The sequence below is a fragment of the Sphingobium sp. JS3065 genome (assembly GCF_026427355.1).
GTDB lineage: Bacteria > Pseudomonadota > Alphaproteobacteria > Sphingomonadales > Sphingomonadaceae > Sphingobium.
The window spans coordinates 650,171-666,031 of the sequence record NZ_CP102665.1 but is presented as its reverse complement, the minus strand read 5'-3'; the positions used below and the strand labels follow the sequence as shown (position 1 = coordinate 666,031).

Annotated in this window: 18 protein-coding genes; 11 read left to right on the top strand and 7 right to left on the bottom strand. The window is 63.9% G+C overall.

The window, feature by feature from the left end:
• Positions 1–22 precede the first annotated feature (22 nt).
• From NUH86_RS20420 to NUH86_RS20405, 4 genes are all read right to left on the bottom strand, one after another.
• Positions 23–520: an Hsp20/alpha crystallin family protein gene (locus NUH86_RS20420; RefSeq protein WP_267252330.1), complete on the bottom strand. Its 498-nt coding sequence runs from the start codon at positions 518–520 to the stop codon at positions 23–25.
• The gene (locus tag NUH86_RS20415) at positions 517–813 is read right to left on the bottom strand and encodes a hypothetical protein (RefSeq protein ID WP_267252329.1); all 297 of its coding nucleotides are present in this window, start codon (positions 811–813) and stop codon (positions 517–519) included. Before NUH86_RS20415 ends, NUH86_RS20420 begins: the two co-directional genes overlap by 4 nt.
• A 70-nt stretch (positions 814–883) precedes the next feature.
• Complete coding sequence (locus NUH86_RS20410) at positions 884–1,879, bottom strand: zinc-dependent alcohol dehydrogenase family protein (RefSeq protein ID WP_267253014.1); 996 nt, start codon at positions 1,877–1,879, stop codon at positions 884–886.
• 5 nt (positions 1,880–1,884) lie between these two features.
• Entirely contained in the window at positions 1,885–2,448 is a 564-nt protein-coding gene (locus tag NUH86_RS20405) for an HdeD family acid-resistance protein (RefSeq protein ID WP_267252328.1), read from the bottom strand.
• 133 nt (positions 2,449–2,581) lie between these two features.
• On the opposite strand from NUH86_RS20405, the gene NUH86_RS20400 reads away from it, so the two are divergent.
• Positions 2,582–3,619: a zinc-dependent alcohol dehydrogenase family protein gene (locus NUH86_RS20400; protein WP_267252327.1), complete on the top strand. Its 1,038-nt coding sequence runs from the start codon at positions 2,582–2,584 to the stop codon at positions 3,617–3,619.
• 135 nt (positions 3,620–3,754) lie between these two features.
• On the opposite strand, the gene NUH86_RS20395 is transcribed toward NUH86_RS20400, so the two are convergent.
• Positions 3,755–6,430 carry a bifunctional acetate--CoA ligase family protein/GNAT family N-acetyltransferase gene (locus tag NUH86_RS20395; protein ID WP_267252326.1) on the bottom strand — a complete coding sequence of 892 codons (2,676 nt, stop codon included), beginning with the start codon at positions 6,428–6,430 and terminating at the stop codon, positions 3,755–3,757.
• Positions 6,431–6,752: 322 nt separating this feature from the next.
• Here NUH86_RS20395 and NUH86_RS20390 point away from each other — a divergent pair, with 322 nt between their 5' ends.
• The 10 genes from NUH86_RS20390 (at position 6,753) to NUH86_RS20345 (ending at position 15,360) form a co-directional block, all read left to right on the top strand.
• Positions 6,753–7,373 (top strand): ATP-binding protein, encoded by a 621-nt coding sequence (locus NUH86_RS20390; RefSeq protein ID WP_267252325.1) that lies wholly within the window; start codon positions 6,753–6,755, stop codon positions 7,371–7,373.
• Complete coding sequence (locus tag NUH86_RS20385; protein WP_037452950.1) at positions 7,345–8,001, top strand: BON domain-containing protein; 657 nt, start codon at positions 7,345–7,347, stop codon at positions 7,999–8,001. The genes NUH86_RS20390 and NUH86_RS20385 overlap by 29 nt, the downstream gene beginning before the upstream one ends.
• Positions 8,002–8,239: 238 nt before the next feature.
• Positions 8,240–9,040 (top strand): universal stress protein, encoded by an 801-nt coding sequence (locus NUH86_RS20380; RefSeq protein WP_267252324.1) that lies wholly within the window; start codon positions 8,240–8,242, stop codon positions 9,038–9,040.
• A 247-nt stretch (positions 9,041–9,287) separates the two neighbouring features.
• Positions 9,288–11,180 (top strand): PAS domain S-box protein, encoded by a 1,893-nt coding sequence (locus tag NUH86_RS20375; protein ID WP_267252323.1) that lies wholly within the window; start codon positions 9,288–9,290, stop codon positions 11,178–11,180.
• Positions 11,149–11,787, top strand: coding sequence for a response regulator transcription factor (locus NUH86_RS20370; protein ID WP_267252322.1), 639 nt, complete (start codon positions 11,149–11,151; stop codon positions 11,785–11,787). The genes NUH86_RS20375 and NUH86_RS20370 overlap by 32 nt, the downstream gene beginning before the upstream one ends.
• Positions 11,788–11,858: 71 nt before the next feature.
• Positions 11,859–12,257, top strand: a complete 399-nt coding sequence (locus NUH86_RS20365; protein WP_267252321.1) for a response regulator transcription factor — start codon at positions 11,859–11,861, stop codon at positions 12,255–12,257.
• An 8-nt stretch (positions 12,258–12,265) separates the two neighbouring features.
• Entirely contained in the window at positions 12,266–12,526 is a 261-nt protein-coding gene (locus NUH86_RS20360) for a response regulator transcription factor (RefSeq protein ID WP_267252320.1), read from the top strand.
• A 154-nt stretch (positions 12,527–12,680) separates the two neighbouring features.
• Positions 12,681–14,027: an erythromycin esterase family protein gene (locus NUH86_RS20355; RefSeq protein ID WP_267252319.1), complete on the top strand. Its 1,347-nt coding sequence runs from the start codon at positions 12,681–12,683 to the stop codon at positions 14,025–14,027.
• A gap of 2 nt (positions 14,028–14,029) precedes the next feature.
• Positions 14,030–14,686 (top strand): dienelactone hydrolase family protein, encoded by a 657-nt coding sequence (locus tag NUH86_RS20350; RefSeq protein ID WP_267252318.1) that lies wholly within the window; start codon positions 14,030–14,032, stop codon positions 14,684–14,686.
• The gene (locus tag NUH86_RS20345) at positions 14,683–15,360 is read left to right on the top strand and encodes a phosphoribosyltransferase (RefSeq protein WP_267252317.1); all 678 of its coding nucleotides are present in this window, start codon (positions 14,683–14,685) and stop codon (positions 15,358–15,360) included. Before NUH86_RS20350 ends, NUH86_RS20345 begins: the two co-directional genes overlap by 4 nt.
• 7 nt (positions 15,361–15,367) lie before the next feature.
• On the opposite strand, the gene NUH86_RS20340 is transcribed toward NUH86_RS20345, so the two are convergent.
• Both NUH86_RS20340 and NUH86_RS20335 read right to left on the bottom strand, forming a co-directional pair.
• A complete protein-coding gene (locus tag NUH86_RS20340; protein WP_267252316.1) occupies positions 15,368–15,496 on the bottom strand; it encodes a hypothetical protein in 129 nt (42 codons plus the stop codon).
• A 13-nt stretch (positions 15,497–15,509) separates the two neighbouring features.
• On the bottom strand, positions 15,510–15,842 hold the full coding sequence (locus NUH86_RS20335; RefSeq protein ID WP_267252315.1) for a hypothetical protein: 333 nt from the start codon (positions 15,840–15,842) through the stop codon (positions 15,510–15,512).
• Between the last annotated feature and the right edge of the window lie 19 nt (positions 15,843–15,861).

Here is a 15,861-nt window from a genome sequence, read left to right as displayed (position 1 = left end):
CGCCCGTATCGATTGTGCCCTGCTATTTCGATCCAACCGGAATCTGGCGCGGCTTGCTCTGTTCCGTGGCGAGACGAGGGACGATGACCTTCAGCAGGCCTTTTTCCAAATGGGCGCTGGCCTTGTCCGCATCCGCTTCGAACGGTAGGGCGACGCGGCGCAGATAGCTTCCCCGGCTGCGCTCGATCAGATGATAATTCTTCTTTTCATCCTTCTCCTCGCGGTCTTCCTTATGCTCGGCCTTGATGGTGAGGACATCGTCCTGCACGTCGAGCGATACATCCTGTTCGTCGAAGCCCGGCAGTTCGGCGGTCAATTCAAGGCCCTTGTCTGTTTCCGCGATGTCGACGCGGGGGAGGTTGAAGCCCCTGCTGCCGCCATCGCCGCTGGTGGTGAGCCAGCCCCGGCCGAAATCGTCGCTTAGGCGATCCATTTCCTTGCGCAGATCGGTAAAGGGATCAAAGCCGCTGCGGAAGATAGTGCTGCGGCCAAAGGGGATGAGGGAACGGAAATCGGTCATTTGTCCTTCTCCTGCTTTTGTGAAAGTGGCGGTTCACCGGAATGGTGCATCATCCGATGCTGTTGTCTGTGTTCGGCTGAGTCATGCATCGCACGGCAATGCTCCATCGCTCCGGGCATCGGATGGCCCGGCTGCATGGGCATGGTGCCGGTCTGCATCATATGCTCGCCTGCCGGATCGTGCTCCGCTGGCGCGGCCGCGGGCGGTGGCGCACGGGGAGGTGCGGTCTGCGCGGATGCTCCGGCAATGAGCAACAGGTTGAGGAGCGCGGCGCTGGCGAAATGGCGGCGCATGGGCAATTATCCTTTGAAAGACTCTGCATCGAATTGTCGCCCGACACGGGATGCCACGCCATAAGTAGAGTCACGCAGTCGCTGTTGGCGGCATAATGACCGCCGCGCCCTGAACCCTGCCTGCGCGCAGACTTTGCAGCGCCTGATTGGCTTGCGCGAGGGGGAAGCTTTGGGTGACGGTGTGCAGCTGCATGCCGCCTACCAGGTCGAAAAAGGAGGTGCCGTCTTCCCGCGTCAGGTTGGCGACCGAGAGGATCTGCCTTTCCTGCCACAGATCGGCATAGGGGAAGGAGGGGATGTCGCTCATGTGGATGCCCGCGCATATGACGCGGCCGCCTTTTCTAACCGCTCGTAGGGCCCGGGGAACGAGTTCGCCCGCCGGGGCGAAGATCAGGGCGGCGTCGATGAGCGTAGGCGGCGTCTGAGATGAGCCGCCCGCCCAGGCGCAGCCGAGCGAACGGGCAAAGTCCTGTCCGGCCGTGTCGCCGTCCCGCGTGAAGGCGTAGACGGTGCGCTGCTGATGTCGGGCGACCTGCGCCAATATGTGCGCGGCGGCGCCAAAGCCATATAGGCCGATGACGCTTGCCGGACCAGCCAGCCGCAACGCTCTCCACCCGATCAGGCCAGCGCAGAGCAGGGGCGCGGCCTCCACGTCCGAAAAGCGATCGGGCAGATCGAAGCAATATTGCGCGTCGGCAATCGCATGGGTGGCATAGCCGCCGTCCCGCGTGGCTCCGGTGAAGAGCGGAGCGTCGCACAGATTTTCCCGCCCCGCCCGGCAATAGGGGCAGACGCCACATGTATGTCCTAGCCAGGGGACGCCGACACGCTGGCCGATGGCGAAACCTTCAACGCCGCTGCCCAATGCCGCGACCCGGCCGACGATCTCATGGCCCGGTATGATGGGGTAGCGTGCCGGGATTTCCCCGTCGAGAACGTGCAGATCGGTCCGGCATACGCCGCAGGCGGCGACTTCGATCAGCAGTTCGCCGGGTCCGGGATTGGGCATGGGACGTTCGATCCGCACGAGTGCAGCGCCCGGCGCGGGAATCTGCATCGCCACCATCGGCTTCACTGTACGCTGGCCGCCGAATGCAGGGAAAAGCCGAAGAGCATGAGCATCACGCCTTGCGATATGAGGTCTATGGCGAGCACCATCCCGAGCAGCCAGAGGCTGTTCCACGGCCATGAGACGGCCACCAGCGCTGCGGCCACGATGCTGATTACCCCGGACAGGATCATCCACACCCTGCCTTCGTTGTGCCGGAAGGCAAGGATGAGGCGGGCGAAACCTGACGCCGCCAGGGTAATGCCGATGAAGACCGTAAGGACGCTCGCGCCAAGGAGGGGATCGACGAGCATGATGCTGGCCGTGATGAGGTAGAGCAGCGCGGCGAGGCCCCATAGGACTCCCGATGAAAAGCGCTGGACGCTGAAGGCGTGGAACAGCTGGAATATACCGCCCGCGAACATGGCCGCGCCTACGATATAGGTGGCAAGGATCGTCGCGAGGAGCAGGTTGGCGCTGGCGAGGATGCCGAGCAACGCAAGAGCGGCGCCGATGCCCAGGAAAGTGCGCCATAGCTGCTGTCCCGGTAGGGATGCCCCCGGTTCCAAGGCCATTTTCAAGTTCATGATCGCCCTCCTCAAGATGCGAGACCGCGAGTTTAGCGCTGGAAACGAAGGGATGATGTTCGTGAATCTACGAATAGGATGGCTTCCATGGCGGCGCGATCATCCTGGTGATAATCTTTCAAGGAGCGTTGCCATGAAAGCGTTGATCTATGATGAGCCCGGTCAGAAGCATCTGGGCGAGCGAGAAAGGCCAGAGATCAAGGATGTGGGAGACGCCATCGTCCGCGTCACGCATACGACCATATGCGGCACCGACCTCCATATATTGAAGGGCGACGTGCCCACTTGCGATCCGGGACGGACATTGGGGCATGAGGGCGTCGGCGTTGTGGAGGCGGTCGGATCGGCGGTCGCGAATTTCAAGCTCGGCGATCATGTGCTGATTTCCTGCATCACCTCATGCGGGCGGTGCGACTATTGCCGCCGGGGCATCTATTCGCATTGCGTGAGCGGGGGGTGGCTCCTGGGCAATGCCATCGACGGCACGCAGGCCGAATATGTGCGCATCCCTCATGCCGACACCAGCCTCTATCCGGTTCCCGCTGGGTCCGACGAGGAAGCGCTGGTGATGCTGAGCGACATATTGCCGACCGGCTTTGAATGCGGCGTGCTGAATGGCAAGGTCGCGCCCGGGAGCAGCGTCGCCATCGTGGGCGCGGGCCCTATCGGGCTGGCCACCTTGCTGACGGCGCAATTCTATTCGCCCAGCCAGATCATCATGATCGACCTCGACGCCAACCGGTTGGCCGTGGCGGAACGGTTCGGCGCGACGCGCACTATCGACAGCCGGTCGGAAGACGCCGTGGCAGTGGTCAAGTCGTTGACCGACGGCAGGGGCGTGGACACGGCCATAGAGGCTGTCGGCGTGCCTGCGACCTTTGAACTGTGCGAAGACCTGGTCGCACCGGGTGGGGTCATCGCGAACATTGGCGTGCATGGCGTGAAGGCCGACCTGCATCTGGAACGGCTCTGGTCGCATAATATCACGATCACGACCCGGCTGGTGGATACTGCCACCACTTCGATGCTGCTGAAGACGGTTGCGAGCGGGAAGGTTGACGCAAAGAAGCTTATTACTCATCGCTTCACGCTGGACGGCATTATGGAAGCCTATGACGTATTTGACCGGGCGGCGGAGACGCAGGCGCTCAAGGTGCTGATCACGCCCTGATCGGTCCCCAGGGCCTATCGCATCGCCGCCCGCTTGAGCGCTTCGGCGCAGAGGAGTAGGCGGCGAACAAGGCCGCCGTCACCATGAGGATGCCGGGCGGAGCCGTCCTGCGCAGCGATAGCGTCGCACATGCTTTCAACTGGCATGAGCCGCCAAGCTCTTCCTGGCGATCCGGACGGTGGGATCGTCGGGGTCCGCGATGGTCACGAAGCCAAGCTCCCGTTCCATGCGTAGCGCCGCGTCATGGTCGGTGGATTCGATCGACTCGACCGTTTCGATCCCTTCCGCCTTCGCATAGCGAAGCACATGTTCGAACAAGGTCCAGCTGATGCCCTTGCCCTTCAGGTCCGTGCGGGTGGTGAGCGCTATTTCCGCGTGGGCGCGATCAGGGTCGGTCGCGAGCATGGCGATGGCGAGGAGTTCGCCTTCCTCTCCGAAGGCGAGGAAGCTGATGGTGCGGACATAGTCCACTCGCGTCATCATCACGATCTGGTCGTGGCTGACCTTGCAAAGCCCCGACATGAAGCGGAAGCGCAGGTCTTCGGGCGAGACATGGTCGAAGAAGGCCGCGACCGCTGGCTCGTCGTCAGGGCGCACCGGCCGTACATGGAAACGAACCCCCTGTTCTGTCACGAGGTCGGACGCCCAGCCTTCCGGCGGCGCGCGCAGGACTAAGCGGGATGCTGTTGCCGCCTCGGCGGTGATCCGCGCCCGCGCATCCAGAGCGATGACGCCTGCGGCGCTCACGATCAAGGGGTTGATGTCGAGTTCCAGCAGGCTGGGAAGGTCGACCGCCATGGCCGACACGGCGTCCAGCACATCAGCGACGCTTTCGACATCGGCTGCCGGGACGTTCCGATACCCGGCGAGCATCCGGGACATATGCGTCCCCTCAATCAGGGCGCGAGCCTGCGCATGGTCTATGGGCAGGAGGTCGATGGCCTTGTCATCTAGAAGCTCCGTCGCGGTGCCGCCCGCCCCAGCCATGATCATGGGTCCGAAAACCGGATCGGTGCTAAGGCCCACGATCATCTCCCTGCCGTCTTTCACCCTTATCATGTCCTCGACGGCGAACCCCTGGATTCTCGCTTGCGGGAAATCGCGGCGGATACGCCGTTCCATCTCCCGCGCGGCCGCCACGGCAGCCCGGGCGTCCGGCAGGTCGAGCGCGACCCCGCCCACATCCGATTTGTGCGGCAGGTCGCGCGAGACGATCTTCACCGCATAGGGCGCGCTCAGCCGGCAGCAAGCCTCTTCCACCGCGTCCGCCGAAGCGGCAAAGCGCGTGGGAGCGACGGGGATGCCATAGGCCTCCAGCAGTTTCTTCACCTTGATTTCGGAAAGCGTCGTGCATCCATCCGCCTGCGCATCGGAGATGATGGCGCGGGCGGCGGCACGGTCGGCCTGGACCTCACGCGACCGAGCGGGCGCTTCCGTCAGGCTCTCGCGAAGGCGGCGAGCCTGGGCCAGATAGCCAAAGGCGCGCACGGCGTCGTCCGGCGTTGAAAAGACCGGAATGCCCGCCGCTGCGAACACAGGCCTTACCCTATCGCTGTTGGCCTCACCCAGCCAGCAGGCAAGGACAGGCTTGTGGATACGCTCCTGCGCTGCCGCCGCGACTTCGCCGCAGATCGCCAGCGCCGTTTCCTTCGCTTCGCTGCGCGCGGTGGGGCAGTTCATGAGCAGCACCGCGTCGCTCCCGCTGTCGCGCAGGATGGCTCGTACCGCAGCGGCATAGCGGTCCGCGTCCGCGTCGCCCAATATATCGACGGGATTGGCGCGCGGTGAAGCTGCGGGCGTCACCTCCGCAAGCGCGGTGATCGTTTCGGTGGTCAATGCCGCGAGCCGCCCATCCGCCTGCGCCAAGGCATCGACCGCCAATATGCCAGCGCCGCCGCCGTTGGTCAGGATCGCCAGCCGGTTGCCGGGCACCGGCGCACAGGCGCATAGGATCTCGGCGGCGTCGAACAGTTCCGTCAGGCTGTCTACCAGCAGGATTCCGGCGCGTGCAAAGGCGGCTTCATACACGTCATAGGAACCGATCATGGCGCCAGTGTGGGAAAGGGTCGCTTGCGCGGCGAGCTGGCTCTTGCCGGCCTTGATCGCAATGATGGGCTTATGGAGCGCGGCGGCGCGGGCAGCGATCATGAACTCGGCCGCCTCGGTGACACCCTCCACATAGAGCAGAATGGCGTGGGTGTGGGGATCGGCCGCAAGCAGGTCGATCAGGTCGCCAAGGTTCGCATCCGTCATGTCGCCTGCGGAAATAACGCTGGAAAAGCCCACCCGGCGGGTTTGCGCCCAATCGAGCACGGCGGTGATAAGCGCGCCGCTCTGCGAGATGAGGCCAAGATTGCCCGGCAGCACCGGGGCGCAGGCGAAGGTAGCGTTGATCCGCGCATGGGGCGCCATGATGCCAAGGCAATTGGGTCCGACGATCCGCATGTCGTGCCGTTGGGCCGCAGCCCTGATCGCCTGGCGGAATGCGCTGGCATCGTGAAGGCCCGCCGACAGGATGACGGCGCAGCGCGTGCCGAGGCTTCCCAGCTCGTCGATGATGCCCGCCACGGTCTGTTCGGGCGTCATGATGATCGCAAGTTCGGGCGCGGCGGGCAGGTCGGTGACGCTGGCGACCCATGTCGTGCCTAGTCGCGACACCGGGTGCGGATTGACGACATGGACGCTGCCTTCGAACCCGCCCGCCAGCAGATTGTCGAGGACGAGCGTGCCGACGGCGCCCTTTTCCTGCGACCCTCCGATCAGGGCGATGGTCCTGGCGTGAAGAAGCGGCGACAGGTTGCGGATGGTCATGGCTAATCTCGTCCTTGGCTGGGATCGCGCGAACGCGGAGCGATCCTAGGAAGGGCGGTGTCCATGGCGATATTCGTAAATGCCGCAGGGCGTCCTGGCTCGGTTAATGAAAAGCTACTTACGGGAAGTTGCGAATAGGGTGGCGATGCGCAGTCCCTAAAATGGCCTCATCAGCGAGGAGGCGAACATGCAGCGTTCAGGAGACACGGAAGGCGGTGCTCCACGGCACGATCCTGTCCGGCAAACGGCTCACGATCTGCGCAACCTTTTCGCTGTCATCGCCTCGATCAGGCATCTGTTGGATAAGCATCAAGACGGCCCAGTGGGGAAAACCATCCTGCGCGGGCTGGAGAAGGCGGCGGTGCGGGGCAGCGAACTCACGACCCGGCTGCTTGCAAGGCAGGCGGGGGGACAGTGCTTCCCCGTGGATGTGGGCGCGCAGGTCGTCCACGCCGCGCCCTTGCTCCACGCCATAGTGAAGCACCCCGCGTCATTGGAAATCGACACGCAGATGGCCTTGCCCGATGCGCGGGTAAGCGCCGATCCGGCCGAACTGGAAGCGGTGATGCTGGAGTTGGTCGCCAATGCCGTCAGGGCGGGCGCGCGGCATATCTTGCTCCGCTGCCGCAGGATCGGAGATCGGGTCTGGCTGGTGATTGCGGACGATGGCCCGGGCTTGCCGGCCAACGGTGCTGCCCGACCGCCACTCGACGCAGGAAGCGGCGGCCGTGGAAATGGCTTGCAGCGGGTCTGCGGGGCGATCCGCGACATGAGGGGCAAAATATTCATTCGCGGCAGTGCCCGATCAGGTTCGGGCACAGTGGTCGCCATGCTTTTGCCGGTGGCGCTTCCAGCCGCCAGCAAATCACGCGCCCGGCATTGGAGCGCGTCACCCACCAACGAGGAGAGTTGCGATGAAGACCGATGGACAGTTGCAGCATGATGTCATGGACGAGCTGGAGTGGGACCCCAGCGTCGATCATGCGGATATCGGCGTGGCGGTGAATGACGGGGTGGTGACCCTGTCCGGCTATGTTTCCAACTATCTGGAGAAGATGGCGGCGGAAAAGGCGGCTCGGCGCGTCAGCGGGGTCAAGGCGATCGCCGAGGAGATCCAGGTGCGCTTCAAGTCCGAACCCAAAACGGCGGACCACGAAATAGCCAAGCGCATCCTCGACATGTTTTCGTGGAATGTCTCCATCCCGCACGACAAGATCAATGTGAAGGTCGAGAAGGGCTGGGTCACGCTGTCGGGCGTTGTCGATGCCTATTATCAGAGCGATGAGGCGAGAAGGGCGACCGCAAGGATTTCAGGCGTGACCGGCGTCAGCAACCTTATCGAGGTGAAGAAGCTGCCCGTCAGCGCCGACATCCGGGACCGGATCGCCGCCGCTTTCAAGCGTCAGGCGGATCTGGACGCTGCTGGCGTCACGATCGCCACGGATGGGAACACCGTACGCCTGGGCGGCCGGGTGAAGGCCTGGCACGAACGCGGCGTAGCGGAGCGGGCGGCCTGGGCCGCGCCCGGCGTGACCAAGGTCGAGGACAATATCGTCGTATCGACATTCTGACCCCGGTGTCCCCGGCAGGCGTCACGCTTGCCGGGGCGCTCCATTGCGGGTCGGTTCCTGACGCTATTTCATTGGAGGAGCATATGCCCGTCATAGATCGCGTGCGCCGATCCGTAGACGTCATGTTTCAGGCAGCGATGACCATCGGGCTGATGATCGCCATCGCGGCGATGATCCTGGCCCGGATGCCGGGATGACGTCCGTTGGATAGCGAACATCTTATCATGAGGAAATCGACATGAAGAACGTGCTCTTGCTCGTCCATGATGATGCCGGTCAGGAAGCGCGGCTCCAGGCGGCGCTGGACCTGACCAGATGCTTGTCGGGCCATCTGACCTGCCTCGACGTCGTGCAGATCCCGGTGCTGGCGGGCAGCGAATATTATCCGGACGCCGAACTGATGCTGCTTCAGGATGCGCGGAAGCGGGAAGAGGTCAATGCGGGACGGATCCGGGCGCGGCTTCAGGCGGAAGATGTGGCTTGGAACTGGGTTGACCAGACGGGCTATATCGCTCCGCTGATACAGGACAGCGCGGCATTGGCGGACATCATCGTCCTCAATACGTCGCTCGCCGATCGTATGATGCCCGACATGATCCCGATCGTGTCAGATGCGGTGCTGAAATCCGGGAAGCCGATATTGGCGGTTCCCGACGATAGCCGGGGCATCGATTTTGGCGGCCATGTCCTTGCCGCCTGGGACGGATCGAGGCCGGCTGCCGAAGCGCTGCGGGCGGCGGCGCCGCTGCTGGCAAGCGCGCAGGGCGTGACGATCATCGAGATGGGCGAAGTGAGCGGCGAGCTTGCCGAAGATGCGGCGGCCTATCTTTCCCGGCATGGCGTGCGGCCGCGTGTGGAGCGGCTGGACGAGCCGGAAGCGGGTGTCGCGGCGGGACTGCTGGCCGAGATGAACAGGCGGCGGCCGGCTTTCTGCATCATGGGAGCATTTGGACATTCGCGGTTGCGCGAGAGTCTGTTCGGCGGAATCACCCGGATAATGCTGGGGGAAGCGAATGTTCCGTTGTTCCTGGCTCACTGAAATCCCATAATGAAAGCGTCAATTGAAATGGCGGGGGGAGGTTGTCCAACCTGAAGGCGTAGATCATGGAGTCGTTTGGGTAGTGTAATGACCATCCGGGTTTACACGGACATGGCTGAAATATCATCTGCGCCATATCAAAGACTTGCGAGGAAATGGATAAGTCGTGTGTTGCAATACGGTCAATGATGTTAGGGTGCGCAGGGCCTTGCCAGGCTGACGTCAAAATCCCGCATAGGGTGAGGCCATGCCGTCATGGAAAACAGCGCGTCCGCAATATTACGCCCTCGCCATTCTGGGGGTTGCTTTAGTAGCGGCGGTCCGGCTGCTTCTTGATCCATGGCTGAACGACCGGTCGGCCTATCTGCCCTATGTCATCGCAATCGTGGGCATCGCGCTCTGGCTGGGCGAGGGACCGGCGATCCTCGCTACCCTGCTGAGCGTTGCGGCAGGGGTGGCGATTACCCATCGGTCGACGCTACAGAACCGCGACCTGATCGAGATCGCGCTGTTCGTCGTGACCGCTGCCGGCATCATCCTGATGAGCCGCCTCGTCCGCCGGTCGAACCAGCGGCGGGAGGTGGCTGAAGTCGCCGTCGAACGTGGCGGCGCGGCGAACGAGCAGTTGGCGGTCGAGCTAAACCTGTTGATCGATGGCGCGCACGGGCTGGCGATCTACATGTTGGATCCGGCTGGCCGGGTGACGATCTGGAACCGGGGCACCGAGCGGCTGAAGGGCTGGACCGAGCAGGAGGTGCTGGGCAAGCCATCTTCCCTATTCTATCCCCGCGAAGCCGTTGTGGCGGGCAAGCCCGAGGCCGATATCGAGCGTGCCCGCGCAGAAGGGCGGTTCGAGGAAGAGGATTGGCGCGTCCGCAAGGACGGGTCGGAATTCCTGGCGGCGGTTAGCTGGACCGCGCTTTATGACAAAGATGGCGCGCTGCGCGGTTTTGCGAAGATCGTGTCCGACATCACCGAAAAGCGGTCGGCCGAAGACCATCTGCGCGCCCATGAAAGCCAGCTGCGCGCGATCCTGTCGACCGTGCCCGACGCGATGGTGGTGATCGACGAGGCGGGCACGATGCTGTCTTTCAGCGCGGCGGCGGAGGCGTTGTTCGGCTATGCCGAGGAAGAGGTGCTGGGGCGGAACGTGCGCATGTTGATGCCGTCTCCGGACCGGGAACGGCATGACAGCTATATCCAGCGCTATCTGGAAACCGGGGAAAAGCGCATCATCGGCAAGGGCAGGGTCGTGTCGGGCCGGCGGGCCGAAGGCTCATTGTTCCCCATGGAACTGTATATCGGTGAGGCGATGCGCGGGAATGAGCGCATCTTCACCGGCTTCATCCGCGACCTGACCGAGAGGCGGGCGGTCGCAGATCATATGGCGATGTTGCAGGCCGAGCTGACCCATGTGACGCGGGTGAGCGCCATGGGGACGATGGCGTCGACGCTGGCGCATGAACTCAATCAGCCGATCGCGGCTGTCGCCAATTATGTCGCGGCGGTGCGCGACCAGATGGCGCAGCCGCTGGAAAGCGAATGGCCGATGATGCGCGAGGCATTGGTGGAAGCCGCAAGCGAGGCTTTGCGGGCCGGGCAGATCGTGCGCAGGTTGCGGGAATTCGTGTCGCGGGGCGAAGTGGAAAAGACGATCGAGAGCCTGCCCCAACTGGTGGAGGAAGCATCGACGTTGGGCCTTGCAGGCGCGCGCGAGAATGGGATCGATGTCCAGTTCGACCTCGACCCCCGGGCGTCGCCCGTGCTGGTCGATAGGGTGCAGATCCAGCAGGTCCTCATCAACCTGGTCCGCAATGCATGCGAAGCGATGGCGGACGGCGCGGTGAAACAGCTGACGATCGCCACCCGCATGGCCAAGGATGACCTGATCGAGGTCATCGTATCGGACACCGGCTGCGGCATCGCGCCGGGCGTGGCACAGCAATTATTCACCGCGTTCGTCAGCACCAAGCCCAACGGCATGGGCCTTGGCCTTTCCATATGCCGCACCATCGTCGAGGTGAATGGCGGCAAGATCTGGATGGAAAGCCGCAAGGGAAAAGGCACCGATTTCCACTTCACCCTCATTCGAGCGCAGGCGGAGGCATATGACGAACAAGAAGCTTGTTCACATAATTGATGACGAGGACGCCATCCGGCGATCGTCGGGATACATGCTCAAGACAGCCGGCTATTCGGTGGAGGCATGGATGTCGGGAACCGCTTTCCTGAAGGATGCGAAGTCGGCCGAAGAAGGCTGTATCCTGCTGGACGTCCGCATGCCCGACATCGACGGACTGGAAGTCCAGCGCATCCTGGCGGAGCGCGGGATCGCCATGCCGATCATCATCATGACCGGTCATGGAGACATATCCATAGCGGTGCAGGCGATGAAGGCGGGTGCGGTCGATTTCCTGGAAAAGCCGTTCGAGAAGACGGTCCTGATCGATGCGATCGAGCGGGCGTTCGACCGGGTGCATTCTGCTCAAGGCGTGGCGGCGGATGGGGCGCGCGCGAACGTAATCATCGGGGCGCTGACGGGGCGGGAGCGGGAAGTGCTGGAGGGGCTGGCGCAAGGATTGCCCAACAAGACGATCGCCTATGACCTTGGCATTTCATCCCGGACGGTCGAAGTGCATCGCGCCAACCTGATGGCGAAGCTGCATGTGCATAGCCTGTCCGATGCGCTGCGCATAGCCTTTGCAGCCGGAATGGGACGCAAGGACGAAACTGTGATCAATACGTAAAGATTTAGGGGCGCCTCCCATGTCACCTTTTTGGCATGTTGCTCACATCTACGGCTCAAGGCGCGAGAAGAATGGCAGGCTTCCCCATCCCTGTCTCAATATTGGATGATGATGCCGGGGCGCGGCGATCGATGCAGCTGCTGTTGCAGGGGCGGGGATTCCAGGTGCGTTCCTTCGCAAGTCCCGAAGCGCTGATCGCCGATGCCAAGGCAAACAATCCCGCCTGTTTGGTGACGGATTACCGGATGGCGGAATGCGACGGACTGGAAGTATTGCACCGGCTGCGCGCGGCGGGGTGGACCGGACGGGCGATCCTGGTTACCGCCTTTTATTCGGCCGACCTTTTGCAAAGGGCGATGGCGCACGGTTTCGACGCGGTTCTTGACAAACCGTGCAAGGACTCCGCGCTGATGCACGCCGTCATGGGCGCGACGATGCGCGACACCGGCGGGGAACAGCCGTCGCCATGACGAACGCGGTGAAAAGACAGGGAGCCGGTCGGCCTTTCGCCGCCATGGACCTGTTGTCGCCGCGCGAGCGCGAAGTATTGGCCGCAGTGGCAAAGGGCTTGACCAACCGCCAGACAGGTGAGCTGCTGGGCATCAGCCACAGGACGGTGGAGGTCCATCGCGCCCGGTTGATGCGGAAGCTGGATGTGCAGTCAGTGGCCCAGCTCGTTGCCCTTTATGTTCTTCACGGCCAGTCGCAAGCCGGTCATGGCGACAGGCCGCCATATTGAGGCAGACCGTCTGCCCATCTTGTCGGGAGCAGCCGGCCCCGGCGCTGGCGCACCTCGTATAATCCCCAATGTCGCTGGGTATGGATTGTGGGATCATGGCGGCCGGGCCCCGGCATTGCGGCCCCTCGATCTTCAGTGATTTCGTGCGAGGAAGATGATGACTGATGCAGGCACAGCCCGCCATTCGACCATGGAAGCGTCCGACGAACTGGTGCAGATGCTGCGCCGCCATGCCGAGCCGCTGCCTTCCCCCGACGAGGTGGAGGCGTTCGGAAGTTTCTTCGACCGTTTCGGGGATGCGCGCGTCGTCCTGCTGGGCGAGGCGAGCCATGGCACATCGGAATTCTACCGCGCCCGGGCGGCGATCACGCGGCGGCTGATCGAACGGCACGGCTTTACGCTGGTGGCGGTGGAGGCGGATTGGCCCGACGCGGCGCGCATCGACGATTATGTCCGGCATCAGGCTCCACGCCCCAGGAAAGGCGATGTGTTCGTCCGCTTTCCCACATGGATGTGGCGCAATCAGGAAGTGCTGGCCTTTGCCGACTGGCTGCGTGGGCATAATCAGGGGTTGGAGGAACAGCGGCAGGCGTCCTTCCATGGGCTGGACGTCTATTCCTTAAGCGAATCCATCCATGCCGTGCTGGCCTATCTGGACAAGGCCGATCCGCAGGAAGCGGAGCAGGCCCGCCGCCGATATGGATGCCTGACGCCATGGCAGGACGAACCGGCCCAATATGGCCGCGCGGTCATGATGTCGGGCGGCAACGGGTGCGAGGATGGCGTCGTGGCGCAGCTTCGCGAGCTGCTCGACCAGCGGCTGGACCTGCTGAAACAGGATGGCGAGGCGTGGTTCGACGCCTATCAGAATGCGCGCATCGTGCGGGCGGCGGAACGCTATTACCGGGCGATGTATCGCAGCTCGACCGAGAGCTGGAATCTGCGCGACCGGCATATGTTCGAAACGCTGCAAAGCCTGATGGCGCATCGCGGCAATGGCGCGAAAGCGGTCATCTGGGCGCATAACAGCCATATCGGCAACGCCGCCGCCACGGCGATGGGGTGGCAGGGCGAATTCAACATCGGGCAGCTTTGCCGCCTTGCCTATGGCGACGATGCGGTGTCGATCGGGTTCGGCACCGACACGGGTCTGGTCGCGGCGGCGAGCGATTGGGGCAGCGCGATGGAGATCAAGACCGTGCGCCCTGCGCGGCCCGACAGCTATGAGCATGCCTTCCGCCGGACGGGCGTGGCGCGCAGCCTGACCGACTGGCGCGGGCGGGACAAGGCGGCGTTGCGCGACGCGCTCAGCCAATTGCTGCTGGAGCGGGCCATAGGCGTCATCTACCGGCCCGAAACCGAGAGGCTCAGCCATTATTTCGAGGCCGTGATGGCGGAGCAGTTCGATGCGTGGGTGTGGTTCGATCAGACGACGGCGGTCGTGCCGCTGGGCGCCGAACGGCCGCATGGCGCGCCGGAAACCTGGCCTTTTGGATTATGATCATGACAGAGCTTATCGCGAACAGACATGATGTGGTCATTGGCGGGCATCGCCTGTCCGGATTCCTGGACGTGCCGGAAAACGCCGCCGGGCTGGTGATATTCGCCCATGGCAGCGGCAGCGGACGGCACTCCCCGCGCAACCAGCATGTGGCGGCGGGCCTTAATCGCGCGGGCATGGCGACCTTGCTGGTCGACCTGTTGACTCCGGAGGAGGAGCGGGACCGCCGCAACGTGTTCGACGTGCGCCTGCTCGCCGGGCGGTTGCGCGAAGCGGCGGCATGGGCGCAGGAGGTGCCGCAGCTTGGGGCCTTGCCGCTCGGCTATTTCGGCGCGAGCACGGGCGCGGCTGCGGCGATCATCGCGGCGTCCATGCCGGGCGATCGCGCCGCCGCCATCGTGTCGCGCGGCGGGCGGCCGGACCTTGCGGGCGCGGCGGCATTGGGGGGCGTGAAGGCGCCCACGCTGATGATCGTCGGCAGCCTGGACCAGGATGTGCTGGCGCTCAACCATGATGCCAAGGCGTTGATGAAGGCGCCTGCGGAACTGGTGGTGGTGTCGGGCGCAAGCCACCTGTTCGAGGAGCCGGGGACGCTCGACCAGGTGATCGGGCTTGCGGCGCGCTGGTTCACCTCTCACCTGAAAGGAGCGGCGCGATGAAGCTGCAATCGATGCTGTTCCAGGATCGCCGCGATGCTGGCGTGCGTCTGGCGAAGGTGCTGTCCCGTCTTGCCGACCATAATCCTCTGATATTGGCGCTGCCGCGTGGTGGCGTGCCCGTGGCTGTCGAGGTGGCGAAGGCGCTGAAGGCGGACCTGGACCTGCTGTTCGTCCGCAAGCTGGGCGCACCGGGATATGAGGAGCTGGGCATCGGCGCGGTGGTCGACGGGGCCGCCCCGCAGCTTGTCCTCAACGAGGATGTGGTGCGGCAATTGGGGCCGACGCCCGAATATGTCCGGGCCGAAATGCGCAGGCAACTGGCCGAGATCGACCGGCGTCGGCGGGCCTATCTGGGCGACCGGGAGCCGATGGCGGTGGCCGGGCGCACGGTGATCATCGTCGATGACGGGATTGCTACCGGCGGGACGGTGAAGGCCGCGCTCAAGGGACTGAGCAAGGCGCATCCCGCGCGGCTGATCCTGGCGGTGCCGGTGGCTCCGGCCGATGTCGTCGCGGGTCTGCGGGAGGAGTGCGACGAGGTGATATGCCTGTATGAACCTTATCCCTTCTACGCGGTGGGGGCGCATTATGTCGAGTTCGACCAGACGAGCGATGAGGAAGTGGTGAGCCTGCTCAGCGAGGCGCGGCAATTGCGGAGCGGGCAGTCGGCTTGATCAGCGGCTAAGGCAGCTCGTGCTGCATGACGCCGTTGAGGATGACCCAGAGCCACTCCACGCCGATCAGTTGCAGGACGAGGACGGCAAGGATCAGCGCTACGGCAAGGGTGGCGAGGATGAGCCGGTAACGCATGGGGCGCGCCGCCTCAGGGGGTGGTGCGGCTGGTGACGACCGCCGATCCGTTGGGCTGGATCTGGATCAGGTGATAGGCCTTGTCCTCGCACTGGGCACGCCAGACGACGGAGGGCGCCGGAGCGCCGGGCATGGGGTTGCTGCTCACGATCGTCTGGCACGGCAGGCCCGCGTCGCGGATGGCGCGGAAGAAGACGGCGTCGCGGGCCTGCTTGGGCAGCGCGGCGACCTCTGTGGCGTAGTTCATCGCCGATGCGTTGCTGTCGGGGGCGGGAGCCTCCGCCTTCTGGGCGGGCTTGCATGCGACCGCCAGCAGCGCCGTCGCCAGTATAGCCATTGTCCGCATCGCACCTTGTCCTTTCCTG